Source organism: Achromobacter seleniivolatilans (assembly GCF_030864005.1).
Lineage (GTDB): Bacteria > Pseudomonadota > Gammaproteobacteria > Burkholderiales > Burkholderiaceae_B > Achromobacter > Achromobacter seleniivolatilans.
Genome location: NZ_CP132976.1, coordinates 2860543 through 2885433, shown reverse-complemented (window position 1 = coordinate 2885433; position 24891 = coordinate 2860543). Strand labels below are relative to the sequence as shown.

The 24891-nt window shown below is 60.1% G+C and carries 18 protein-coding genes, 2 tRNA genes and 1 rRNA gene; 14 read left to right on the top strand and 7 right to left on the bottom strand.

Going from position 1 to position 24891, the window contains the following annotated elements:
- Window positions 1-47: 47 nt before the first annotated feature.
- A complete protein-coding gene (gene lpxO / locus RAS12_RS12825) occupies window positions 48-947 on the bottom strand; it encodes a lipid A hydroxylase LpxO (RefSeq protein WP_306950108.1) in 900 nt (299 codons plus the stop codon).
- Window positions 948-1074: 127 nt separating this feature from the next.
- On the opposite strand from lpxO, the gene dnaE reads away from it, so the two are divergent.
- The 7 genes from dnaE to RAS12_RS12790 are packed head-to-tail and all read left to right on the top strand — an operon-like array spanning window position 1075 to window position 10239.
- Window positions 1075-4566, top strand: coding sequence for a DNA polymerase III subunit alpha (gene dnaE, locus RAS12_RS12820; protein ID WP_306950106.1), 3492 nt, complete (start codon window positions 1075-1077; stop codon window positions 4564-4566).
- On the top strand, window positions 4566-5666 hold the full coding sequence (locus RAS12_RS12815) for a glycosyltransferase family 4 protein (protein WP_306950104.1): 1101 nt from the start codon (window positions 4566-4568) through the stop codon (window positions 5664-5666). The genes dnaE and RAS12_RS12815 overlap by 1 nt, the downstream gene beginning before the upstream one ends.
- Window positions 5663-6511: a polysaccharide deacetylase family protein gene (locus tag RAS12_RS12810; RefSeq protein ID WP_306950103.1), complete on the top strand. Its 849-nt coding sequence runs from the start codon at window positions 5663-5665 to the stop codon at window positions 6509-6511. Before RAS12_RS12815 ends, RAS12_RS12810 begins: the two co-directional genes overlap by 4 nt.
- The gene (locus tag RAS12_RS12805) at window positions 6508-7260 is read left to right on the top strand and encodes a glycosyltransferase family 2 protein (protein ID WP_306950101.1); all 753 of its coding nucleotides are present in this window, start codon (window positions 6508-6510) and stop codon (window positions 7258-7260) included. The genes RAS12_RS12810 and RAS12_RS12805 overlap by 4 nt, the downstream gene beginning before the upstream one ends.
- Window positions 7257-8381: a glycosyltransferase gene (locus tag RAS12_RS12800; RefSeq protein WP_306950099.1), complete on the top strand. Its 1125-nt coding sequence runs from the start codon at window positions 7257-7259 to the stop codon at window positions 8379-8381. Before RAS12_RS12805 ends, RAS12_RS12800 begins: the two co-directional genes overlap by 4 nt.
- Window positions 8382-8390: 9 nt before the next feature.
- Window positions 8391-9116, top strand: coding sequence for a polysaccharide deacetylase family protein (locus RAS12_RS12795; RefSeq protein WP_306950097.1), 726 nt, complete (start codon window positions 8391-8393; stop codon window positions 9114-9116).
- On the top strand, window positions 9091-10239 hold the full coding sequence (locus RAS12_RS12790; RefSeq protein ID WP_306950095.1) for a glycosyltransferase family 4 protein: 1149 nt from the start codon (window positions 9091-9093) through the stop codon (window positions 10237-10239). The genes RAS12_RS12795 and RAS12_RS12790 overlap by 26 nt, the downstream gene beginning before the upstream one ends.
- A 41-nt stretch (window positions 10240-10280) precedes the next feature.
- Here RAS12_RS12790 and RAS12_RS12785 read toward each other — a convergent pair whose 3' ends face one another.
- The 3 genes from RAS12_RS12785 to RAS12_RS12775 are packed head-to-tail and all read right to left on the bottom strand — an operon-like array spanning window position 10281 to window position 12311.
- Entirely contained in the window at window positions 10281-10562 is a 282-nt protein-coding gene (locus RAS12_RS12785; protein WP_306950093.1) for a YkgJ family cysteine cluster protein, read from the bottom strand.
- Window positions 10559-11323 carry a YdcF family protein gene (locus tag RAS12_RS12780; RefSeq protein ID WP_306950091.1) on the bottom strand — a complete coding sequence of 255 codons (765 nt, stop codon included), beginning with the start codon at window positions 11321-11323 and terminating at the stop codon, window positions 10559-10561. The genes RAS12_RS12785 and RAS12_RS12780 overlap by 4 nt, the downstream gene beginning before the upstream one ends.
- Before the next feature lie 16 nt (window positions 11324-11339).
- Window positions 11340-12311 carry a glycosyltransferase family 9 protein gene (locus RAS12_RS12775; RefSeq protein WP_306950090.1) on the bottom strand — a complete coding sequence of 324 codons (972 nt, stop codon included), beginning with the start codon at window positions 12309-12311 and terminating at the stop codon, window positions 11340-11342.
- 106 nt (window positions 12312-12417) lie between these two features.
- Here RAS12_RS12775 and msbA point away from each other — a divergent pair, with 106 nt between their 5' ends.
- The 3 genes from msbA (at window position 12418) to RAS12_RS12760 (ending at window position 16517) form a co-directional block, all read left to right on the top strand.
- Window positions 12418-14193, top strand: a complete 1776-nt coding sequence (gene msbA / locus RAS12_RS12770; RefSeq protein WP_306950088.1) for a lipid A export permease/ATP-binding protein MsbA — start codon at window positions 12418-12420, stop codon at window positions 14191-14193.
- 166 nt (window positions 14194-14359) lie between these two features.
- The gene (locus RAS12_RS12765; RefSeq protein WP_306950086.1) at window positions 14360-16165 is read left to right on the top strand and encodes a monovalent cation:proton antiporter-2 (CPA2) family protein; all 1806 of its coding nucleotides are present in this window, start codon (window positions 14360-14362) and stop codon (window positions 16163-16165) included.
- Between the two features lie 94 nt (window positions 16166-16259).
- On the top strand, window positions 16260-16517 hold the full coding sequence (locus RAS12_RS12760) for a hypothetical protein (RefSeq protein ID WP_306950084.1): 258 nt from the start codon (window positions 16260-16262) through the stop codon (window positions 16515-16517).
- Between the two features lie 30 nt (window positions 16518-16547).
- Here the strand turns inward: RAS12_RS12760 and RAS12_RS12755 are convergent, their stop codons facing one another.
- Entirely contained in the window at window positions 16548-17693 is a 1146-nt protein-coding gene (locus RAS12_RS12755; RefSeq protein ID WP_306950082.1) for a GGDEF domain-containing protein, read from the bottom strand.
- Window positions 17694-17854: 161 nt separating this feature from the next.
- On the opposite strand from RAS12_RS12755, the gene RAS12_RS12750 reads away from it, so the two are divergent.
- Window positions 17855-19321, top strand: a complete 1467-nt coding sequence (locus RAS12_RS12750; RefSeq protein WP_306950080.1) for a sensor domain-containing diguanylate cyclase — start codon at window positions 17855-17857, stop codon at window positions 19319-19321.
- Between the two features lie 126 nt (window positions 19322-19447).
- Here the strand turns inward: RAS12_RS12750 and RAS12_RS12745 are convergent, their stop codons facing one another.
- Entirely contained in the window at window positions 19448-20149 is a 702-nt protein-coding gene (locus tag RAS12_RS12745; RefSeq protein ID WP_306950077.1) for a DUF3053 domain-containing protein, read from the bottom strand.
- 194 nt (window positions 20150-20343) lie between these two features.
- The gene (rng, locus tag RAS12_RS12740) at window positions 20344-21807 is read right to left on the bottom strand and encodes a ribonuclease G (protein ID WP_306951428.1); all 1464 of its coding nucleotides are present in this window, start codon (window positions 21805-21807) and stop codon (window positions 20344-20346) included.
- A 1097-nt stretch (window positions 21808-22904) separates the two neighbouring features.
- Here rng and RAS12_RS12735 point away from each other — a divergent pair.
- The 3 genes from RAS12_RS12735 to RAS12_RS12725 all read left to right on the top strand — a co-directional run bounded on the left by RAS12_RS12735 (window position 22905) and on the right by RAS12_RS12725 (window position 24756).
- A 16S ribosomal RNA gene (locus tag RAS12_RS12735) occupies window positions 22905-24435 on the top strand.
- Window positions 24436-24567: 132 nt separating this feature from the next.
- Window positions 24568-24644: transfer RNA gene (locus RAS12_RS12730), tRNA-Ile, on the top strand.
- Window positions 24645-24680: 36 nt separating this feature from the next.
- Window positions 24681-24756, top strand: a tRNA-Ala gene (locus tag RAS12_RS12725).
- Window positions 24757-24891: the final 135 nt, after the last annotated feature.

Here is a 24891-nt window from a genome sequence, read left to right as displayed (position 1 = left end):
TGCCGTGCGCGGTGCGCCCGGGCCGATTACGGTCCGGGCAAGAAGGTTTACAGAGCCAGAAAACCCGCGATCACCAGAACGATCAGGCCAAACTTGGTGGCCTTGTAAGCGGTACGGTTCCAGGCCTTGAACGCCTTGCGCTTCTGATCGATGACCCAATGGGTGTGAGTCAGTTTGTTGATGGCGCCCGTCTGGTCGCCGCCATCGTTGGGCGAACTGGCGGCCGACATGACCACGCGCCCGAACCATCGGTTGAACGCTTCAGCCCAGCGCCACTTCAGCGGGCGCTCGACGTCGCAGAACAGAATGATCCGGTTCTGATCGGTCTTGTTATAGGCCTCGTGCACATACGTTTCGTCAAATACCACGCTTTCGCCATCGCGCCAGCTGTATGACTCGCCGTCCACAATGATGTGGCAGCCGTTGTCGTTGGGCGTCACCAGCCCGAGGTGGTAACGCAGCGACCCGGCGAACGGGTCACGGTGCGGGTTCAACTGGCCGCCCGGGGGCAGCTCGGCGAACATCGCGGCCTTGACCTTGGGCAGGGTTTTCAGGATAGCGACCGTCTTGGGGCACAGTTCTTCAGCGGAAGGGTGGCGGGCGTCATACCACTTCAGATAGAAACGTTTCCAGCCGTACTTGAAGAAGGAATTGAAACCGATGTCATTGTGCGTGTCGGCCGCCTTGATACGGCGCAGCTCGGCCATTTGCACGGCTTCTTCCCGGATCGTCTCCCAGTGATCATCCAGCACCTTGAGCTCGGCGATTTCGCTCGTGGTCAGGTAAGGCGTGGAAGGCACTCGCGAGGCCAACACCATGAAGGCGTTGATAGGGGCAAGCAGCACTGAGTGATCGAGCATTTGCCGGCCCAGCGGCAGCCTTACTCGGCCTCGGAAGTGTGCAAATAGGATGGCGGCCAGCCAAATCCCGGGGATAAGCCATTTCATACTGTTATTCGTCCTGCGGCAGGGGGGTCAGGTCTACCCGCGTATTGTTACACAAGGAGCGCGGCGCGCCTTTGCGGATTCTCAGACGCATCCGCTTGGACCGCCATCACTAGGTACAATTCCCCTCATGTCCGAAGCCGTAACAAATCCGATCCCCTTTGTGCATCTGCGCGTTCACTCCGAGTTTTCGGTGGTGGACGGCATTGTGCGCATTTCCGACCTCATCAAGCGTGTCGCCAAGCTGGGCCAGCCAGCCGTTGCGCTCACCGATCTGTCGAACCTTTTCGGCCTGATCAAATTCTATAAGGGCGCGCGCGGCGCGGGGGTGAAACCCATTGCCGGCTGCGATGTCTGGGTCTCCAACGACGATGACCCTGGCAAGCCTTTCCGGCTGCTGTTGCTGGTGCGCAACCATCAGGGTTATCTGAACCTGTGCGAACTGCTGTCCAAAGCGTTTTTGACGAACCAGGGCAAGGGCCGCGCCGAGGTGCGCCGCGAATGGCTGCAAGGGCAGGAAGGCCTGATTGCGCTGTCCGGGGGACGCATGGGCGACGTGGGCCAGGCGCTGGACGCCGGCAACGCCGTTTCGGCGTTGGCCCTGGCGCGCCAATGGGCCCTGTTGTTCCCGGGCAGCTTTTACATCGAGTTGCAACGCGCCGGCATGGATGGCGACGAAGCCTATACGCAAGCGGCGATGCGGCTGGCGGGCGAAGCCGGTTTGCCGGTGGTGGCGACGCACCCGGTTCAGTTCCTGGACGAATACGAATTTCAGGCGCACGAGGCCCGAGTCTGTATCGCCGAAGGTGAAATTCTGGCCAACCCGCGCCGCGTGCGCCGGTTTACCAAAGAACAATATCTGCTCAGTTCCGAAGAAATGGCCCGGCGCTTTGCCGATGTGCCGTCGGCGCTGGCCAATACTGTCGAAATCGCCAAGCGCTGTAATTTGAACTTGGTGCTGGGCAAGCCGCGTCTGCCCAACTTTCCCACGCCCGAAGGCGTGACGCTGGATGACTACCTGGTCCAGTTGTCGGAAGAGGGGCTGGAAAAGCGTATGGAGTTCCTGTTCCCCAATGTGGCGGAACGCGAGGGCAAGCGCGAGCAGTACTACGAACGCTTGCGCTGGGAATGCAAAACCATCATCCAGATGGGGTTCCCGGGTTACTTCCTGATCGTGCAGGACTTCATCAACTGGGGCAAAAACAACGGCGTGCCGGTCGGACCGGGCCGGGGTTCGGGCGCAGGTTCTCTGGTGGCCTATGCGTTGGGCATCACTGATCTGGACCCCATCCGCTATGACTTGCTGTTCGAACGATTCCTGAATCCCGAACGGGTCTCCATGCCCGACTTCGATATTGACTTCTGTCAGGACAATCGCGAACGCGTCATCGACTACGTCAAAGAAAAATACGGGCGTGCGGCCGTGAGTCAGATCGCCACCTTCGGCACGCTGGGCGCCAAAGCCGTGGTCCGCGACGCGGGCCGCGTGCTGGACATGCCCTATATGTTCTGCGACGGCCTGTCCAAGCTGATCCCGTTCAACCCGATGGACCCCTGGACGCTGGAGCGCACCCTTAAAGACGAACCCGCCTTCAAGGACCGCTACGAGCAGGAAGAAGAAGTGCGGGCGCTGGTGGATCTGGCCAAACCGCTTGAAGGCCTGACGCGCAACATCGGCATGCACGCCGGGGGCGTGCTGATTGCGCCTGGCAAACTCACCGACTTCTGCCCCTTGTACTGTCAGCCGGGGCAAGAAAACAGCGCGGTTTCGCAGTTTGATAAAGACGACGTCGAAGCTGCCGGCCTGGTGAAGTTCGACTTCCTGGGCTTGCGCAACTTGACGATCTTGGACTGGGCCGTGCGCTACGTGCGCCAGTTCAACGCCGAAAAGCGCGATTTCGACGTCATGGCGCTGGAGCTCGACGATCCCGCTGCCTACAAGATTCTGTGCGACGGCAACACCACTGCCGTATTCCAGCTGGAATCGCGCGGCATGAAGGAGCTGCTGAAGAAGCTGCGGCCTAACACCTTCGAAGACATCATCGCCATGCTGGCCCTGTATCGCCCGGGCCCGCTGGAATCGGGCATGGTGGATGACTTCGTCAATCGCAAGCACGGACGTGCCGCGGTGGACTACTTCCACTCTGATCTGGAAGGCACCTTAAAGAGCACCTACGGGGTCATCGTCTATCAAGAACAGGTGATGCTGATCTCGCAGATCATCGGCGGCTATTCGCTGGGCGGCGCCGACCTGCTGCGCCGCGCCATGGGCAAGAAAAAGCCCGAGGAAATGGCGAAGCACCGAGAGCTGTTCGAGCAAGGCGCCAAGGAAAAGGGTCACGACCCCGATCTGGCGGTCAAGCTGTTCGACCTGATGGAGAAGTTTGCGGGCTACGGCTTTAACAAGTCGCACTCGGCCGCGTACGCGCTGATTTCCTATCAAACCGCCTGGCTCAAGGCGTATCACCCGACCGAATTCCTGGCCGCCACGATGTCGTCTGATATGGACGACACCGACAAGGTCCAGATTTTCTGCCGCGACGCCCAAGACAACGGTGTCGAAGTGCTGCCGCCGGACGTCAATTTCTCGGGTTATCGCTTTGAACCCGTGGCGGACAAGCACACTGAAAAAGGCAAGCCGCCGCGCACCATGCGTTACGGCCTGGGCGCGGTCAAAGGTACGGGGCAAGGCGCGGTCGAAGACATTCTGCGTGCGCGCAAGGAAGGCGGTCCCTTCCAGAATCTGTTCGATTTCTGCCGCCGTGTCGGCAAGCAAGCCGTCAATCGCCGCACGATCGAAGCCCTGATCAAGGCGGGCGCGTTCGACACCATCGAGCCCAACCGCGCCGCCATGCTGGCGTCCGTGCCCACTGCGATGGAAGCCGCCGAACAAGCCGCCCGCAGCGCCAACCAATCGTCGTTGTTTGGCGATGACAGCGGCGATGTGGTCGCCGGTGAACTGTCCAAGGTGGCGCCCTGGGACCTGCACAAGAAGCTGACCGAAGAAAAATCGGCGCTGGGTTACTACTACAGCGGCCACTTGTTTGACGCATGGCGCGACGAAGTGCGCCGCATCGTGCCGATGCAGCTGGTTCGGGTCGAACCCCAACGCGATCTGCAATGGATGTGCGGCGTGCTGGCCAGCGTGCGCGTCATGATGACCCGCCGCGGCAAGATGGTGTTCGCCGTGCTGGATGACGGCACGGCGCAAGTGGAAATCTCGGTGTTCAACGAACTGTACGAGAAGCACCGCAACCGTCTGCGTGAAGATCAACTGGTCATTGTGCAGGGCAAGGTCAGCAATGACGACTACTCCGGCGGCATGCGCATCGTGGCCGAGCAGCTCTATGACCTGCAACTGGCCCGCGAGGCGCGCGCCAAGTCCTTGCGCGTCAAGCTCAACGGCAGCGCCGACGCTGCACGCCTGCGGCAGATGCTCAATCCGTTCCGCGCGGAACCCGAGAACGGCATTCCAGGCGTGCCGGTCGATATCGTCTACACCAAGAATAATTTCCTGTGTACGGTCCGGCTGGGTGAAGAGTGGCGGGTCCGCATGGCGGACACCTTGCTCGCCAACCTGAATGCCTGGACCAAGCCTGACGGCGTCGAGGTCACCTACTGATGCGAAAACTGCGTATCGTGCACTCGGAAGCGGCCACCAGCTTTGGTGGCCAGGAAGGGCGGATATTCAAGGAAATGACGGCCATGCGCGCGCGCGGCCATCACCTGGAAGCCATCTGCCAACCCCAAGCCTTGTTGGCGGAACGTTTGGCGGAAGCCGGTTTCACTGTGCATACGCTCGAGATGGATGGTGCCGTGAACTACGTGAAAGGCATTGCCGCCATACGCGGCATTTTGCGTGAAGGCCGCTTTGACGTGCTCAATACGCACAGCCGTCGCGACACCGTCATCGCAGCGGTGGCGGGCAGGCTGGCAGGCACGCCCCTGATCGTGCGGACCCGGCATCTGTCCAACAAAGTCGGGTCGCTGTGGTCCTATACCCGGCTGCCGCACAGAGTTACGACGGTAAGCGATCATGTGCGCGAGCACATCATCAGCCGTGGCGTAGCCGCCAACAAAGTGGCTACCGTCTATTCGCCCATCGTGTTGCCCCCGCCTGTCGAACACTCCACCTTGCGCAGCGAACTCGGCCTGGCAGACGATGATGTGGTTGTGGGCTGCGTAGCGGTCATGCGGGCGACCAAAGGCCACAAAGATCTGATCGACGCGATGGCGCCTTTGATGGCCAGCCGGCCCAAGCTGCATATGGTGTTTGTTGGGGGCGGCTCGCCGGTTTTTGAAGAAACCCAGGCGTACGTCGCGCAGCGCGGCTTGCAAGACCGCATTCATCTGATGGGCATGCGGCGCGATGTGCCGAATCTGCTGGCCGGCTTCGATATCTTCGCGCTGGCAACGCAGCAAGAGGCGTCCGGCACGGTTTACGTTGAAGCGCAGGCCAGCGGCTTGCCGGTGGTTGGCACCGACGTGGGGGGCGTGTCCGAGATGTTCCGCGATGGCACAACCGGCATCCTGGTGCCGCCCAAGGACTCCCGCGCGTTGACCGACGCCCTGCAACGCCTGATCGACGATCCGGTTCTGCGCCAGCGCATGGGCGAGGCCGGCCGCAAGATGGTCTGGGAGGAGGGCGTTTTTTCTCCCGTCCGCCTGGCCGAGACGACCGAGGCCATCTACAACAGGTGGCTGACGGAGCGTGGCAGATGAATGCGCCCAACATTCCGGTGCTGATGTATCACCACGTCACCCCGGCGGGCGGCATGATCGCGGCAACGCCTGACGTCTTTGAAGCCCAGATTTCTCGCCTGGCGCGTGCTGGCTACGAGTCCTTGTCCGCTGCGCAGTTTGCGGGTTATCTGGCTGGCGCCGCCGTGCCTGAACGCTCGGTGCTCATTACCTTTGACGACGGCTATTTGAACAACTGGGTGCATGCGCATCCGGTGCTGGCCCGTCACGGCATGCGCGCCGTGCTGTTCACCATCACTGGCTGGATTGGCGATGGCCCTGTCCGCCCGCACGCGGGGCAGGGCGGCCCTTTGCCCGCCACTCCCGATCACGACGCCTGCAAGCAACTGGTAGCCAACGGCCGTAGCGATGAAGCCATGCTGCGGTGGAGCGAGATCGAAGCCATGCAGGCCGCGGGCACCTTTGAGTTTCATTCGCACACGCATACCCACACCCGCTGGGACAAGGTCTGCGGCGCAGATATGGCCGCCAAGCGCGGCCATATCGCGCAGGAACTGCATGATTCCCGGGATACGCTCGTGCGCCGGCTGGGCGCTGTCAGCGACCATCTCTGCTGGCCGCAGGGATATTTCGATGCGGATTACGTGGATGCCGCCCGCCAGGCTGGTTTTCGCCACTTGTACACTACCGACCCTTTTGGACAGAACACCGCCGGCGCGGACCCCGAACATATCTATAGGTTCGCGGTGCGCAACCAAGGCGGCACCTGGCTGAACCGGCGCATCTGGCTGTCTCGCGATCCCTTTTGGGGGCCGCGTTATCACGCCTGGAAAGCCTGGAAAAAGCGTCTTAGGAATCGCGGATGAAGTTATCAGTCATCATCATCACCAAAAACGAAGCAGCCAATATCGCTGGCTGCCTCAAGTCTGTTGCCTTTGCCGACGAATTTATCGTGGTGGATTCGGGCAGCACCGACGGCACGGTTGAGCTGGCGCAGGCGCTGGGCGCGCGCGTCGAAATCACGCAGGACTGGCCTGGCTTCGGCCCTCAGAAAAACCGCGCACTGGATCTGGCCACGGGCGACTGGGTGTTATCCATAGACGCCGACGAGCGCGTTACGCCTGAACTGGCCCGCGAAATCCAGGAAGTGCTGGCGAACCCGCGTGCTGATGCCTACGAGATTGCTCGCCTGTCGAACTTCTGCGGCAAGGATATTCGTCACAGCGGCTGGTGGCCCGACTATGTGCTGCGCTTATTCAAGCGCGGCACGGCGCGCTTTACCGATGCGGCGGTCCACGAGCGCGTGGTGCCGGCCAACGGCCAGCCCCTGAAATTGCAGGGCTACTTCAATCACTACCCCTACGACAATCTGGACGCGCTGATCAACAAGGTCAACCGCTACTCGTCGGATGCCGCGGCGATGATGTACGCCAAGGGCCGCCGCACGTCAGTGTTCGGGGCCTTGGGCCATGGTTTTTGGACCTTTGTGCGCATCTACCTGATCCGGCGCGGATTTCTGGATGGCAGGCATGGTCTGGTGCTGGCCGTTACCGCCGCAGCAGGCAGCTTTTTCCGCTATTCCAAATTGATGTTCCTGGCCGAGAAGCAGAAGTGAAGATCCTGTACACGAACTTCCACGCTGGCAATGGCGGGGGGCACGTCACCTACATCATCAACCTGGCACGCGCGCTGGCCCCTACCCATGAGATCACCATTGCGGCGCCGGCCACCAGCCGGCTCTACCGCTACGCTCGCGCTATTCCCGGCGTGACGGTCGCAGACATGCAGTACACGACCCGCCCATCCTCGTGGTTCAAAGACCGCGCGCAATTGCGCCGCCTGATCAAAGACGGCCGTTTTGACATCATTCACGCAAACGGCTCCGCGGATCACAAGCAAGTCATGCTGGCCACGCTGGCCATGGCGCGCCGTCCGCGCATCGTGTTTACCAAGCACAACGATCATCCGCTCACCAGTTTTGGCCATAAATTACGCGTAACACTGGCCACCGATCACGCCATCGCGGTCAGCGATTACATCCATGGTTTGATGAAGGATTCGCCGTATGGCAAGCGGCCCATCACGACCATCCGCCATGGCATCGACACGAATTTCTTTGCGCCGCCGCCACCGGAAAGCCTGGATAAGCTGCGCGACCTGATCTTCGGCCCGGATTGGCACGGCAAGCTACTGCTGGGCAGCGCGGGCGGCACAGACTTCGACAAAGGCTGGCTGGATCTTGTGGCCGCTGTTGCCGCGTTGCCGCCGGCTGACAAGGCCCGTGTGCTGCTGATGGTGGCGGGTGATCCGCCCTCTGAAGCTAAATTGGCGCGCGTGCGTGAACTGGGCATGATCGATCAAGTCCGGTTTCCCGGGCTGCTGGACGATGTGCGCGCCTCGCTGGCGGCATGCCACGCAGGCTTTGTTCTGTCCTACCGTGAAGCGCTTTCATTTGCCTGCCGCGAGATCATGGGCCTGGGGTTGCCGGCGCTGGTGACGGATGCGGGCGGCTTGCCCGAAAACGTCACCGATGGCGTGGATGGCTGGATCGTGCCGGTGCGCGACGTGGCCGCCATGACCGCCAAGCTGCACTTCATGCTGGACCACCCCGAAGCAGTACGCGAGATGGGCGCCCGCGCCCGCGAAACCAGCTTGCGCGATTTCAACCTGGATCGTTTCGCCGCCGCCACAGTCGACGTCTACCAACGTACGCTGTCCGGACGCGCGGCCCTATAATCCGGTCCTATGTCTATACCCATTCTCATGTACCACCAGATCGGTGTGCCCAATCCCAAGGGCACGCCGTTTCGTGGGCTGACGGTGACCCCGGACAGCTTTGCCCGCCAGATGCGCTGGATGCGCCGGCTGGGTTATCGCGGCCTGTCCATGCGTGACGTCATGCCCTATGTTCGCGGCGAACGGCAGGGCAAGGTGTTCGGCATCACGTTTGATGACGGCTACCGCAATGTGCTTCACAACGCGATGCCGGTGTTGAGCGAACTGGGCTTTACCGCCACCAATTATTTCGTGGCGCGCCAGTTCGACGGCGGCAATGTGTGGGATGAGCATAAGGGCATTCCGTTCTCGGCGCTGATGACCGTGGGCGAGATGCGCGAATGGGCGCAGGCCGGCAACGAAGTCGGATCGCACACGCTGGATCACGTGCATTTGCCCGAAATGACGCCCGAGGAAGCCCGCCGCCAGATTGTCGAATCCAAAGACGAACTGGAGCAGGCGCTAGGCGCTCCCGTCACGGCATTTTGTTATCCCTACGGCGATCACGGACCAGAGCATCGCGTCATGGTGCGCGAAGCCGGCTATGACAACGCCACGCTGACGCAGCGCGGTCTGGCTGCCGCATCCGACGATCCCTTTGGCCTGCCGCGCGTAACGGTTGCGCGTTCGACCAACATCATCCGCTTCTTGCAGAAGTGTCTGACCCGGTATGAAGACAGCCGCCGGCGCCGCTGAACGGCGGCTCCGCATTGCGCTGTTGGTTGACCGCTTCGGCAATCGCTTCGGCGGCGCGGAAGCCTACGGCGTCGAGCTGATGCGTGTGCTGGCGCAACGCCACGATATCTCCGTCGTGGCGCGCGACTTCGACAGCGACCTGCCGTTTCCGTTTCTACGTGTGCGCTTTCCCGGATGGCTGCCCAGCTGGATGCGCGTCGCGTACTTTGCCTGGCGCGCCGACCGGCTTACACGCGGCCGCTTCGACATCGTCCACTCGCACATGAACGGCTGGGCGGGCGAGATCCAGGTCATGCACGTGACGCCGGTGCGCTACAACCGCGTTACCCGGGTCAACCCGTTGCAGCGCCTGACTGCAAGGCTCAGCCCTCGTTTGGCGACTTATCTGCTGTTGGAAAAATGGCGGGTCCGGCGTGCGCCTGACCGACGCGTCGTGGCCGTTTCCGGGCTGATCATGGATCAGCTGCATCGCAGCTATGGTCCCGACCTGCCAGTGGACATCATCGCGCCCGGCGTAAAGCTGCCCGCAGCTGATGGGGCAGGCGGGCGCGATGCCACCCGCGCTTCATTGGGCTGGGATGCGGCCACCATCGGCTGCCTGCTGGTGGCGCGCAATCCGCTGCGCAAAGGCTTGCCCGCCTTATTGGACGCGCTGGCTCAGTTGCCGTCCCAATACAAGCTGCTGGTGGTGGGCGCGGATGAACCGACTCGCGAGCGGGTACGAGCGGCGGGCGCTATCGCCAGCCGTGTTTCGCTGATCGATCCAACGCCAGAAGTGGCCCGGTATTTCACCGCTGCGGATATCTACGCGCATCCTACGCTGAACGACAGCTACGGTATGGCGCCGCTGGAAGCCATGTCGCACGGGCTGCCGGTAGTGGTCAGTTCACCGGTCTACTGCGGTTTCGCGCAATATCTGTCGGCGGGTAAAGACGCCTTGATCCTGCAAGACCCGCGAGACGGCGCGCAATTGGCGCAAGCGCTGGAACGCCTGGGTTCGGAACCCGCGCTCCGCGCGGCGCTGATCGAACGCGGCCTGGAAATCGCCAGGGATCAAAGTTGGGAGACAGTGGCCGCGCGGTACGAAGCCCTGTATGAAAAGGTGCTCGCTGCACGAGGCTAAAAAAACGGGGCAATCAGCCCCGTTTTCAATCTGGTCAGCGCTCAATGGCCGGGCGCCGTTGCCCTTTCCAGATCCCCCAGCCACACAATCGCATGCTCGCGATCCGGGCCGCACATCTCGTGCTGGGGTTGCAAGCCGCCACAAAAATCGGGGCGCGATGGCTGGCCGAAAACGCCGCAGCGCATATCCGGCAGCAACTGAATACAGGGCACGCCGGCGGGTTTACCTTGCGGCATGCCGGGAATCGGCCGTGTGATCGACGGCGCGATGCAGCACGCGCCACAACCGGCCCGGCAATCCAGCGGCGAGGCCGTCAGGCTCATACCCACCCGCGCAGCCAATACACGAACAATCCGGCGTATTCCTTGATGATGGAACGGCTGGCATCAAAGGTGCGTTGGTCAGGCAGCCACAATGACAGTGAGCCATCCTTGGGCTCCACGATCTGCGGAGGTGCCGGGGCGGCGATGGCTTCGACGCCTTGTTTGGAAAATGCAGCCATGGCGCGTGGCATGTGCAGCGCGGATGTCACCAGCAAGACTTTACCGATGCCGCGCGACTTGAGCTGGTCTTCGGTCAAGGCTGCGTTCTCATAGGTCGTGCGGCTGGAGTTTTCCAGGATCAACGCGGATTCAGGAACCCCTTGCTGCCGGATGGCATGCGCCATGCCGCGTGCTTCGCTGACGTCGCCTTCCAGCGCGCCGCCCGACAACAGCACCTTGGGCGCTCGTCCGGCCAGGAACAACTGGGCCGCCGTGTCTATGCGCACGATCGCGGTGTCTTTGTCATAGGGCAGGAACCAATTGGCGCGGCCATTGGCCGTATTGCCTCCCAGCACGACGATGGCGTCAGCGGTGGGGGAATCCGAGGGCGCTAGATGCGGATACCGCGATTCGAGCGCGCCGCCCAGCCACAGCGACGTTGCCGGCAGCGACCAGAACAAGGCCCAGAGCAAGCCCGCCGCAATGATGGCGCCGCCAGTTTTGCGCAAGCGGAACAGGCCAAGCACCAGTCCGATGATGACCAGGGTCACGCACAAGTTGTAGGGAATGATCAGATTCGTGAGATAGCTGGAAAAGGTCATGTCAAAACAATCCTGATTACACCGTCCCGTTCAGCAGGGTAGTGGCCTGCTGCAGAACGTCTTCAACGGACGGCCAAGCCTGCTCCGACCCCACGCACACCGCCCGCGGCGACCACGGTCCGGTCCGGCCAGGACGCGTCACGCCAAATAGCGCGAGCTCCCGGGCGGATGCCGCGGCGGCAACGTGCGAGACGCCGGAATCGTTACAAATCACCAGCGCCGCCTGAGCCGTCAACGCGGCAAAGGCGCCCAACGACAAGGGCGGCAACAACTGCGCCGTAGGCGCGTTGCGCAAAGCCTCGTCGGTTTCGGCCGGAGGGGGGCACATTACCACGGTATGGCCGCGGCTTTGTAAGGCGCGTGTCAGTGTATCGAATCCCGGCCAGACCTTGATTTTGCCCTTGTGCAGGCCAGTGGCAGTCGGTGCAATCAGCACAAAACGATGGGCGTGGAGCCCGGCGGCCCCTAGCGCCTGATCGGCCGCATTTTGATGGGCTTCGGTCAGCGGCAGGTCCAGCGTGGGGCCTGGCTGGCTGGGGCCGGGCGGCAGTCCCCAGCGGATCAGCGCCTCACGGGTCAGGTAGTGCCAGGATTGGACAGCATGCAATGCGTCATCAGGCTTGGCGATGGGCCAGCGCAACAGAAAGCTGCGGCCGTCATCGCGATACCCCGCCGACGGCAAGCCCGCCAGCCGGAAGACCAGCGCGCTGGACAAAGAATCCGGCAGCAACAGGCCGCGGGCGCGCCGTCCCATGGCGCCCAGGCTGCGCCGGTGGGCGCTGACCGCCGCCCGGTCGGGGCCGGCTTTGCCGCGCATGGGAATGAAATCCAGCTTCGCCACGCCGTCGAGCAGGTCGCGGGCCCAGGGGCGGGCGCAGATCACCAGGGGCAGGCCGGTGCCCTGCAGGGCGCGCAGGCTGGGCAGGCTCATGCAAACATCGCCCACCCAATTGGGCAACCGGACATACAAGCAACTGATATCGGACATGGGGGTACTGGGGGCTAGTAGGGCGAAAAGGGCGGGGGCCGGAACAGCGATTCTGCGCGTAGCCGGTACAATCCTGGGCACAATTGTATAAAAGCGAGTGTTCCCTTTGAATTCTTCCGTACGCAACGCACCTGCGGATTCCAAACCGGTCAAATCCGAACTCTGGAGCCGGATTTACAGCCGCGTAGGTTCGTACTGGAAAGGCTTGCTGTTAGCCGTCCTGCTGATGGCAGGCGCGGCCGCCACGCAGCCGGTTCTAGCCGTCATTATGAAGCCCTTGCTGGACGGCGGCTTTTCCGGCACCAAACCCTACTACGTCTGGGCGTTGCCGCTCGCGGTCGTCGGCCTGATTCTGTTGCGCGGAATTTGCAACTTCTTCAGCGACTACCTGCTGGCCTGGGTGGCCAACAACGTATTGCTGGGTATGCGGCGCGACATGTTCGACCGCCTGCTGGGCTTGCCCGATTCTGATTTCAAGCAAGGGGACACCGGCCGCCTGTTGAACCGGTTCACGATCGATGCGGGCAACGTCACAGGCTACGCCACCGACGTCATCACCGTGCTGGTACGCGAAACGCTAGTGGTCATCGCGCTGATCTGCGTGCTGCTCTATATGTCCTGGGTGCTGACGCTGATCATTCTGGTCATGCTGCCCGTATCGGTGCTGATTTCCCGCTTTTTCATCAAGCGCCTGCGCCGCATCAACCGCGAAACCGTCAATATGAACGCTGAGCTGACCCGGGTGGTCGGTGAAGGCATCGACGGCCAGCGCGTCATCAAACTGTTCGACGGCTATGAAGTCGAGCGCGGCCGTTTTGATTTTGTCAGCCGCCGCCTGCGCCGTTTCGCTATGCGTACCGCCACGGCGGATGCGGCCCTGACGCCGTTGACCCAGGTTTGCATTTCGGTATCGGTCGGCGCGGTCATCGCCGTGGCGCTCAGCCAGGCAAACAGCGGCGCCCTGACCGTCGGCAGTTTCGCGTCCTTCATGGCCGCGCTGGCTCAGATCTTCGATCCCATCAAGCGCCTGACCAACGTGGCCGCCCGCATGCAAAAGATGCTGGTGTCGGCAGAAAGCGTCTTCACGCTGATCGATCAAACGCCTGAAAAAGACACCGGCACTCGGCAATTGCCCGAACCCGTGCGCGGTAAGGTCGAATTCCGCAACGTGACGCACCGCTTCGCCGACGCCGACCGCGACACCGTCAACAATGTGTCTTTCACGGTCGAACCCGGCCAGACCGTGGCTTTGGTGGGTCGTTCGGGTAGCGGCAAGACAACCTTGGTCAACATGCTGCCCCGCTTCGTGCTGGCGGATTCGGGTTCGATCATGGTTGACGACGTGCCCATCGAAGACCTGACCTTGCGCAGCCTGCGCTCGCATATTTCGCTGGTCAGCCAGGATGTGGTGCTGTTTGACGACACCATCGCCGCTAACGTAGGTTATGGCGCTTTGGGCAAGTCCAGCGAGCAGAAGGTGCGCGATGCTTTGGCCGCCGCCAACCTGCTGGAATTTGTCGAAGGCCTGCCCCAAGGCTTGAACACGCCGGTGGGCGAGAACGCGGCTCGTTTGTCGGGCGGGCAGCGCCAGCGCCTGGCGATTGCACGCGCGCTGATCAAAAACGCACCTATTCTGATCCTGGACGAAGCAACGTCCGCACTGGACAACGAGTCCGAACGCCAGGTTCAGGCTTCGTTGGAGCGCCTGATGAAAGGGCGCACCACGCTGGTTATTGCCCACCGGCTATCCACCGTCCAGAACGCCGACCGCATTATCGTGCTGGACGCGGGCAAGATCGTTGAGCACGGGCCCCACGCCGAGCTGCTGGCCGCCAATGGCCTGTATGCCTCGCTGTACAAGATGCAATTCCGCGACGACTGATCGCGCACCCCAGCATCCCGCCGCCGCATTTAGCGGCGGTTTTTTTTTGGCGCCTTGCTGCCCCTATAAAAATGTGCCGCCAGGGGGCAGAGAATTCCGGATTGCCAATCCATCCGATTGCCGGAAAATGGGGCAAGCCCGCCCGCCACGCAACCAGGAGCGCCTTATGGCTCTGCCTTCCGAAGGCAATCAACTCATCAACGTCGTCGTGCTGCTGGGCGCGGCGGTCGTTGCCGTCCCCTTATTCAAACGCCTGGGGCTGGGATCTGTGCTGGGATACCTGGCGGCAGGCTTGGTCATCGGACCGTTCGGCATAGGTCTTTTTTCCGACCCAAAATCCATCTTGCACGTCGCCGAACTGGGCGTGGTGATGTTCCTGTTCATCATCGGCCTGGAAATGCAGCCATCGCGTTTGTGGAAGCTGCGCGGTGAAATCTTTGGGCTTGGCGTGGCCCAGGTGCTGGCCTGCGGCGGTCTTTTGACGGTGGTCGGCCTGCTGGCCGGCCTGTCTGGCCCTGCCGCATTCATGGCTGCGATGGGTTTTGTGCTGTCGTCCACCGCCATCGTGATGCAAATTCTGAGTGAACGCGGCGACAGCACCAGCGCGCAAGGCCAGCGTATTGTTTCCATCTTGCTGCTGGAAGATTTGGCGATTGTGCCTCTGCTGGCCTTGGCCGCGTTGTTGGCGCCGGCGGGCAATGCCGAGCACGGCGATCCCTGGATACAGTCCGCCATCGCGCTGGGCTGCATCTTGGCGCTACTGGCGGCGGGCCGTTGGTTGCTCAATCCTCTGTTCCGCCTGCTGGCCGCCGCCCACGCGCGGGAAGTGATGACCGCGGCTGCCTTGCTGGTCGTGCTGGGCGCTGCGCTGTTGATGGAATTCGGCGGTCTATCCATGGCGATGGGCGCTTTCCTGGCTGGTGTGCTGTTGTCGGAATCCACCTTTCGGCATCAGCTGGAGGCCGAAGTCGAACCTTTTCGCGGGATTCTGCTGGGTTTGTTCTTCCTGGGCGTGGGCATGTCGCTCGACCTGTCGGCAGTGGCGCGCGAGTGGCCTTTGATTCTGACGGCCGTCGTCGTGTTCATGCTGGTGAAGTCAGTGGGCGTGTATGCGGTGGCGCGGTTGTTGCGCGCTTCTCACGCAGAAGCGTTGACCCGGGCCGCGCTGCTGGCGCAGGGCGGGGAGTTCGCTTTTGTGCTGTACGGCGCGGCGGCGGTAGCGGGTATTTTCGACGCGCACACCGCAGCGATTCTGACGGCTGTCGTCATTATTTCCATGGCGCTGACCCCGTTATGTGTCTTGGCATTGCGCTGGCTGTTGCCCAAGCCAGTGCTGTCGATGGATGACGTGGATGTCGCCAAAGACTTGGACGGCTGCGCGCTGATCGTCGGTTTCGGCCGTTTCGGTCAAATTGTCACGCAGACTATGCTGGCCCGGGATCTGAAAGTTTCCATTCTGGACATCGACACCGATGCCATCCGTGCTGCGGCTAAGTGGGGCGTGAAGGTGTACTACGGCGATGGCACCCGTATCGACATGCTGCGTACGGCTGGCGCCGAGAATGCCTGCGCCATCCTGATCTGTATCGACAACCCCCAGGCCGTGAACCACATGGTCAAGCTGATCAAATCAGAATTTCCGCTGGTCCGCGTGGTGGTGCGCGCCTACGACCGGATTCATTCCCTGGCTTTGGCCAAGGAGGGTGTGGACTACCAGGTGCGTGAGACCCTGGAGTCCGCGCTGGTCTTTGGTGCGGCGGCGTTGCGGGCCATAGGTGTTCCCGCGGATGAGGCTTCCGAGGTGGTGGAGGATGTACGCAGGCGCGATACTGACCGTTTTGAACTGGAAGTGGCGGGCGGCCTCTTCGCCGGGCGTTCGCTTCTCTACGGCAATATGACCAGCCCGCCTGACGGCAAGAACGACAAGCCTGACCGGGAAACCACGGAAGCCGCGCCTAACCCCTTAGCGTGACAGCATTGTTTCTGCATCTTTGCATTACTTTACGCTTCATTTCACGCGCAAATCCCAGAGACTGCGGTAGATTGGTTCGCATGACTCTTTACTCATGAAGAGCACTAGCCAGGGGGCTGCCATGTTGCAAACGGTACGGATGTTGACGACGCCGCACGCGGTTGGAGTTGAACTTGCCCGGCGGCAGGCGCTGGCCTTGCATTGCGGTTTTTCGGCCGGATCGATGCGCCAGCTGATCTTGCTCACGGGCAGAGCGGGTCCTGCCTGGGCAATCGGTGCGCAGCGCGAGTCAGACAAGGTTCGGGGCACGGGAGCCTTCCCCTTCCGTATCGCTGCCACGGCAACGACGTAAGGAGTACTCCGGGCGCAGGGCGTCCGGAGTTCAGGTTTGGGCCATTGCCGTCTGGCGTTTGCCAGCGGATTTTGCCAAGTACAGCGCCCGGTCTGCGGCGTGCAATACCGCCGCGGTATCAGCGCCATGGCGCGGGATCAGCGCAATGCCAACGCTGCCGCTGATCGAAATCGGGTGATCCTGTTGCAAATCATAGGGTTGCGCGACGGATTCAATGACCCGGTCGCTGAATGCCCGTGCTTCGGCTTCATCGCCGTGCTGCGTCAGCAGCACGAACTCATCTCCGCCAATTCGCGCCGCTCCTGCGCCCTCTGGCAATAGCGCCAGCACGCGATTCGCCACCAGTCTCAGCAGCGCATCACCCGCCGCATGGCCGTAGGTGTCGTTTACCGCCTTGAAACCATCCAGGTCCAGATACAGCACGGCGAATTCAGCGCTTCCCGGATTGGCGAGAGCCACAGCCTGATCCAGCCGCCGAAGCAGACCATGGCGGTTCAACAGTCCGGTCAGCGAATCCTGCCTCGTATGGCGCTCGTGTTCACGTTCGGCCAACATTGTCGACACGAGCATCGCGTTCAGGCGGTAAGACGCCATCGACATGGACGCGATGTAGAGAGGCACCTGCACCAGTACCAGCCAGAAAATGGCTTCCTGGGTAAACAGGGCTCCCAGCGCGCAAGGTCCGACACTCAGCACCACCATGGCTGCGGACATCCGCGGAGCGCCAAAATTGCGCACGCAAATTCCGCCCACCATTGACGCCGCAGACAGGCAAGCAATGGTCGCGGCGATCCAATCGCCGCTGACCAGGCTGATGAACGTGCCATATCCCACACTGGACGCCCATAACAGAGCCAGCACGACATACAGGTCGGTATAGGTGGGCCGCCCCAGTCGCGCCGCTTTGCGTGCGGATATCAGTACAACGATGCGCGACACGCAAACCAGCGATTCCAAGACCAGCCAAACCAAAAACAGTGGCTCGGGATGCCGGACGGTGATCAAGGCCGCGACCAGCAAGGTATTGATGATCCCGCCAAAAAAAATGGGCAGAGAACCAAACAATCCTCCGATCAGCTCCACACGGATATCGGACGGGACATCCCGGCCCGGGCTGACCAGCCATCGTGTCAACCGCCATTGGGGCAGGCTGTAGGTGCGATCGGTATTTTGCATAGAAGCGTAATCGTAGCTGGGGCGCACGAAGGTTGCACGAAGTTGTGTCCCTGATTGTCTGGCCCTATCTTGCGCCCGCCGTCCGCGACCGGCATTATCACGCTGAATAGTTTCAGGGCATGCGCCACGACATCTCACCGCCATTGCGAAGGAGCGCCGTAGTGAAGTCTCGCGGGTGGGTGATACGCATCTTGTACGCACTGGCCGGGCTGGTCGCGATCGGCATCTGCGCCGCGTCGGTCGCGCTGCTTTGGATAGACCGTCGCGTCACGTGGGAATCCGCTTACGTTGCTGCCCGCAATCTGACGGGCGTACTGGCCGCTGATATCAGCCGCACATTGCACGTCTACGATCTCGCCCTTCAAGGCGTGGTTGAACGGCTGCATGAACCGGGCCTGGCCCGGGTAAACGCCGAAACCCAACATCGTTTCCTGTTCGACCGATTCGCCACCGCCGAATATCTGGGCGTGATTGGCGTCATCGACAAAGACGGCAACGTACTTTACGACTCCAGCTCTCTCACGCCTTCGACGCTGAATTTTTCGGATAGAGACTACTTCACCGTGCACCGTGACGCCGACGATGCCGGTATGTATGTCAGCCGTCCATACCTTAGCCGGCTGCGCGATGGCGATGAAAGCATCGCCATCAGCCGTCGCCTTTCCAATCCTGATGGCAGTTTCGCAGGCATCGTGGTTGGCTCTCTGCGTTTGCAGTATTTTCGCGATCGCTTCGCCCAGGTTTCCATAGGCGAACACGACGCCATCACCGTATTTCGCAATGACGGCGTGGTGGTGCTACGAAATCCCTACTCATCGGCGGACATAGGCAGCGAGTTTGATGCGTCTTTGGACTTCCAGCAGTATTTGATCAGGCGGGAGGGGGCGTTCGTCGGCATCTTGTCGCCAGACGGCGTTAACCGGCTTCACGCGTTTGCCGCCATTGACCGCACGCCGCTGGTGATTGCCGTAGCCTTGGCGGTGGAAGAAGTGCTGGCGCCATGGGTACGCCGGGCGATTCTGATCGTGCCCGTCACATTGGCGCTATTTTTCTCGGTCATGGCACAGATCGTGCTTTTCCGCCGCGAGATGCGTACACGACGCGCCTTCGAAGTGCAGCTGAAAGCCCAGGCTCAGACGGATGGCCTGACCGGTATCGCCAACCGGCGCACGTTTGACCAAACGCTTTCCCGCGAATGGCAAGATGCCCGCCGCGAGGGCGAACCCATCGCGCTGCTATTCCTGGATGCGGACCGTTTCAAACTCTTCAATGACCGTTACGGTCATCAAGAAGGTGACGAGCTGCTGAAGATGCTGGCCATGGTGCTCAAGCAAAAGGCACGGCGGCCGCGCGATTTGGCCGCCCGTTATGGCGGAGAGGAATTCGTGGTGCTCTTGCCCAAAACCAGCAAGCAGCAGGCGGCACGGATTGCAGAAACCATCAGACGGGCGATTGCCGAGTTACGTGTGCCCCACGAAGACAGCGAAGGCGGGATTGTCACCGTCAGCATTGGCGTCGCTGCGATCGTGCCGCAGGCGGAGGGTTCCCCGTCCGAACTGGTCGAAGCCGCTGACTCCGCGGTCTACCAGGCCAAGGAATCTGGGCGCAATCGAGTGGTGGTTGCGTGATCCTGTACATGAGCTTTTCGCAAAAGTGAGCGGGCAGAAGTCCGCAACAAAGAAAGGCCCGCCGTTTCAGAAAACGGCGGGCCTTCTTTCAAAAAATGGAATTCCGCGCTGCGGTCTTGCTGCGTATCAGCGGCCCGACATCACGGCCTGCCAGCGCGTTTGCGCCTGCTGCACGTTTTTCGATTGCGCATTCAGGTCTTGCAGCATCTGATTCAGCTCGGCCTGCACCTTGGGATCACTGATCGTGATCGTTGAGCCCGATGTCTGGATCTGAGCCTTGTGCGCGTCGTAGTAATCCGCAATCTTCAGCGCGATGTCGAACGTGCCATTCAGTTGCGGCAGTACATCGCGGAACGTATCGGCAGGCAGGCTCACGGTCTTCTCGTAAGCCTTGTCGTAGACCGCCTTCAAATCGTCCGGTTGCTTGAGCTGTGCCCGTGCGGCATTCGCCTTTTCTTGCTGTGCCTTCAATGCGGTGCTCATGTCGTTCAGCGATGTCTGCACGGACTTCAAATCTTCGCGGCGGGCGAGCAGATCGTTCAGCGAACGGATGGCGCCTTTTTGCATAATGCCCGACAGTGGTTTGACCGACGCATTCATGCCATTGTTGAAGTCGGTAATCACCGCGTACTGCGATGCGTAATCACCAAAAGACTTCGCTTCCTCATCCGTCAGCTTCGGCACACGTACGCCAGGCTTATCGACGATGCGGGTTTGCAGAAACTGCGTGAACGCAGCCCGTTGCTCAGGCTCCTTGTTGCCGCAAGCGGCCAGCACCAGGGGCAGCGCGGCAACCAGCATCAGGAATGGACGGAATAGGGACTTCATTGCAATGATCTCCAAAAGCAAAAGACGCGGGCGTCACGCGAGGATTGCCCCCGCGAAGAGCCCGAGAGCTTATCGCTCCAGCCTGCCTGCTGCCAGTGGATTCAAACTTCATTGCACCAGTATCATTACGACACGTAGTCCGCAATGCCTTGTAATGATGGCGGTGAGAACTGCCAGTGCATGGGTTTGGTGGATCAGACCAGAATGATGTCGTACTTCTCTTGAGAATACGTGCTCTCGACTTCCAACGACACTCTCTTGCCCACAAAGTCGCCCAGCATTGCCAAGTGCTGGCTTTCCTCTTCCAGGAACAGGTCCACTACGTCTTGCGATGCCAGAATTCGGAATTCCTTTGGATTGAACTGACGCGCCTCACGCAGAATCTCGCGCAGAATTTCATAGCAGACGGTGCGTGGCGTGCGCACATTCCCACGTGACTCGCACATCGGGCAAGGCTCGCACAACTGATGCGCCAGCGAATCCCGAGTGCGCTTCCGTGTCATTTCCACAAGACCCAGCTGTGTAAAGCCGTTGACCGTCATGCGGGTTCGGTCGCGCGACAGCGCCTTCTTCAATTCAGCCAGCACGGTGTCGCGATGCTCCTGGTCTTCCATGTCAATGAAATCCAGGATGACGATGCCGCCCAGGTTGCGCAGCCGCAGTTGACGGGCAATAGCCTGCGCCGCTTCCAGATTGGTCTTGAAGATCGTGTCGTCGAAGTTGCGTCCGCCCACGAAACCGCCCGTATTGACGTCTACCGTCGTCAGCGCCTCGGTCTGGTCAATGATCAGGTACCCGCCCGACTTCAGATCCACCCGGCGCGAGAGCGCCCGCGCGATCTCGTCATCCACATTGGCGGTATCAAACAAGGGACGGTCACCGCTGTAGTGCTGAATGCGGTCGACTACCGACGGCGTATAGATGCGCGCCCACTCCAACATCGCCGCAGTGGTCGTGCGTGAGTCCACCAGAATGGTGCCGGTGTGCGGGCCCACCATGTCGCGCAGTACCCGTTGCGCCAGCGTCAGATCCTGGTGAAGCAGGGCGGGGGCTGGCTGGGTGCGCGCAGAGACTTGCACACTCGCCCACAGCTTGCGCAGATATTCCAGGTCGGCCGTCAACTCATCGTCGTTGGCGCCTTCGGCCTGGGTGCGCACGATGAAGCCGCCTTTTTCCTCCGGCGGCATCAGCGCTTGCAAACGTTCCCGCAGTTGGATGCGTTCGGACTCGGCATCGATTTTTTGGGATATACCGATATGCGGGTCGTGCGGCAGGTAAACCAGCATGCGGCCGGCCATGCTGATCTGGGTGGACAGGCGGGCGCCTTTGGTGCCCAGCGGGTCCTTGACCACCTGGACCATGATGGTCTGTCCCTCAAACAGTAGCTTTTCGATGGGGGTGGGCGTTGCACCTTGGCTACGCTCGGCGCGGTTCTCGCGCAAATCCGCAATGTGGATGAACGCCGCGCGTTCCAGTCCAATATCTATAAACGCGCTCTGCATTCCCGGCAGCACGCGGACGACCCGTCCCAGATAAATATTGCCGACATGGCCACGCTGAATGCTGCGTTCAACGTGCAACTCCTGCACCGACCCCAGTTCTACCAGCGCGACGCGAGTTTCGAAGGGGGTAACGTTGATCAGGATGTCTTCGCTCAAGGCGATGGTTGGCGGCATGGGGTGTTCGTCTCCAATTAGGTGCGGCGTACAAGCGAATAGTAAACGTACCCCAAGGGTAGGCAAGCCAGGAGGCGGATCTATCTCTATATATAGATAGCGGCGGACCCTCTATATATAGAGAGAGGTTGCGCCGGGACGGATACGACAGCCGTCAGGCAAAATTCTTATGACTCGGCCATGACAAGCCAAAAAGTTGTGCTATAGTCTCGCTCCTTCGCAGTTCAAGCAGTTCTGAACCGCGAAGCCAAGCAAGGCACAACAGGTTTGAAGGCGTTGCCCGATACGGGCTCACCAGCAAATCTGCCGCACAGTACTCAGCGATGAGCACGCCGCGGTTGTTGCAAGGATGGATGCAAATCAGGCAAAAGCCAGTTGCACTATCTGCAAAAATCGTGCTATAGTCTTGGGCTTGGCTGGTGATTGGTTTTCAGGGTTTACCCTAAACGAGTTGCTAGCCACCTGAGCGGTAACCAATCTCTGGATTCCAGAGCCAAAATCGAGGCGCAAGCCAAGGTGGCGGGGTTGCAAGATAGGATGCAAATCAGGCAGAAGCCGGTTGCATAATCTGCAAAAGTTGTGTTATAGTTTCAGGCTTGGCAGTTGCCGAAAAATTAGGGTTTACCCTGATATTTCGATAGCTGCTAAAGAGAAGCAGACCTGAAGAGGTTGTGAGTCAAGCGGTAGAGTGGAGCGAAAGCAGAAACGAAGCCAACTTGACAAACGATAAAAACTCCTTCATAATCTCGCCTCTCTGCTGCTGAAAACAGCAAGCGACGCGGTAGCGAAAGCAGCCCGAAGCGAGCTGGATTGAGGTAGTAGCAGTAAGTAGTACAGAATTTAGCGGTACCGCTCTTTAACAATTAAACAACCGATAAGTGTGGGCGCTTGATGCGATGCACTGTGATTAAGTAAGGGGTTAAACCCGAGTTTATTCACAAGCACAAGAAATCAAGTGCTCACTAGAAGTGAAGTACCTTAGACGTCAAGTTTAAGAACATACCTCACTTCCTTTGAGTAGCGACGTATGACCTGGTTCGGATTTATTCGGACCAAGAATACGAACAAATACAGAGATTAAACTGAAGAGTTTGATCCTGGCTCAGATTGAACGCTAGCGGGATGCCTTACACATGCAAGTCGAACGGCAGCACGGACTTCGGTCTGGTGGCGAGTGGCGAACGGGTGAGTAATGTATCGGAACGTGCCTAGTAGCGGGGGATAACTACGCGAAAGCGTGGCTAATACCGCATACGCCCTACGGGGGAAAGCAGGGGATCGCAAGACCTTGCACTATTAGAGCGGCCGATATCGGATTAGCTAGTTGGTGGGGTAATGGCTCACCAAGGCGACGATCCGTAGCTGGTTTGAGAGGACGACCAGCCACACTGGGACTGAGACACGGCCCAGACTCCTACGGGAGGCAGCAGTGGGGAATTTTGGACAATGGGGGAAACCCTGATCCAGCCATCCCGCGTGTGCGATGAAGGCCTTCGGGTTGTAAAGCACTTTTGGCAGGAAAGAAACGTCATGGGTTAATACCCTATGAAACTGACGGTACCTGCAGAATAAGCACCGGCTAACTACGTGCCAGCAGCCGCGGTAATACGTAGGGTGCAAGCGTTAATCGGAATTACTGGGCGTAAAGCGTGCGCAGGCGGTTCGGAAAGAAAGATGTGAAATCCCAGAGCTTAACTTTGGAACTGCATTTTTAACTACCGGGCTAGAGTGTGTCAGAGGGAGGTGGAATTCCGCGTGTAGCAGTGAAATGCGTAGATATGCGGAGGAACACCGATGGCGAAGGCAGCCTCCTGGGATAACACTGACGCTCATGCACGAAAGCGTGGGGAGCAAACAGGATTAGATACCCTGGTAGTCCACGCCCTAAACGATGTCAACTAGCTGTTGGGGCCTTCGGGCCTTAGTAGCGCAGCTAACGCGTGAAGTTGACCGCCTGGGGAGTACGGTCGCAAGATTAAAACTCAAAGGAATTGACGGGGACCCGCACAAGCGGTGGATGATGTGGATTAATTCGATGCAACGCGAAAAACCTTACCTACCCTTGACATGTCTGGAATTCCGAAGAGATTTGGAAGTGCTCGCAAGAGAACTGGAACACAGGTGCTGCATGGCTGTCGTCAGCTCGTGTCGTGAGATGTTGGGTTAAGTCCCGCAACGAGCGCAACCCTTGTCATTAGTTGCTACGAAAGGGCACTCTAATGAGACTGCCGGTGACAAACCGGAGGAAGGTGGGGATGACGTCAAGTCCTCATGGCCCTTATGGGTAGGGCTTCACACGTCATACAATGGTCGGGACAGAGGGTCGCCAACCCGCGAGGGGGAGCCAATCCCAGAAACCCGATCGTAGTCCGGATCGCAGTCTGCAACTCGACTGCGTGAAGTCGGAATCGCTAGTAATCGCGGATCAGCATGTCGCGGTGAATACGTTCCCGGGTCTTGTACACACCGCCCGTCACACCATGGGAGTGGGTTTTACCAGAAGTAGTTAGCCTAACCGTAAGGGGGGCGATTACCACGGTAGGATTCATGACTGGGGTGAAGTCGTAACAAGGTAGCCGTATCGGAAGGTGCGGCTGGATCACCTCCTTTCAGAGCTTAAGTGCTCGTATTAAGTGTCCACTCTTATCGGTTGTTTAATATAGCTGGGATCAGTTGTAGGCATGGGTCGAGGGGTTCTTCCCCAAGTCTTCAGCTACCTGACTACTGATCCGAGAAGGTTTTGGGTCTGTAGCTCAGTTGGTTAGAGCACCGTCTTGATAAGGCGGGGGTCGTTGGTTCGAATCCAACCAGACCCACCAAAGTATTTCGCGTGGTGTTATCACTGTGTGGGATATGGGGGTGTAGCTCAGCTGGGAGAGCGCCTGCTTTGCAAGCAGGATGTCATCGGTTCGATCCCGTTCACCTCCACCATTGATTCTCAAATAAGTCACCTGGTGGTGATGTAGAGGCTAACTCATAGCATCGTTGTTTACGATTCTATGAGTTAGGTTTTACCTAACAGCTATATTCGTTCTTTAACAATCTGGAAGAAGCACAACGAAATGT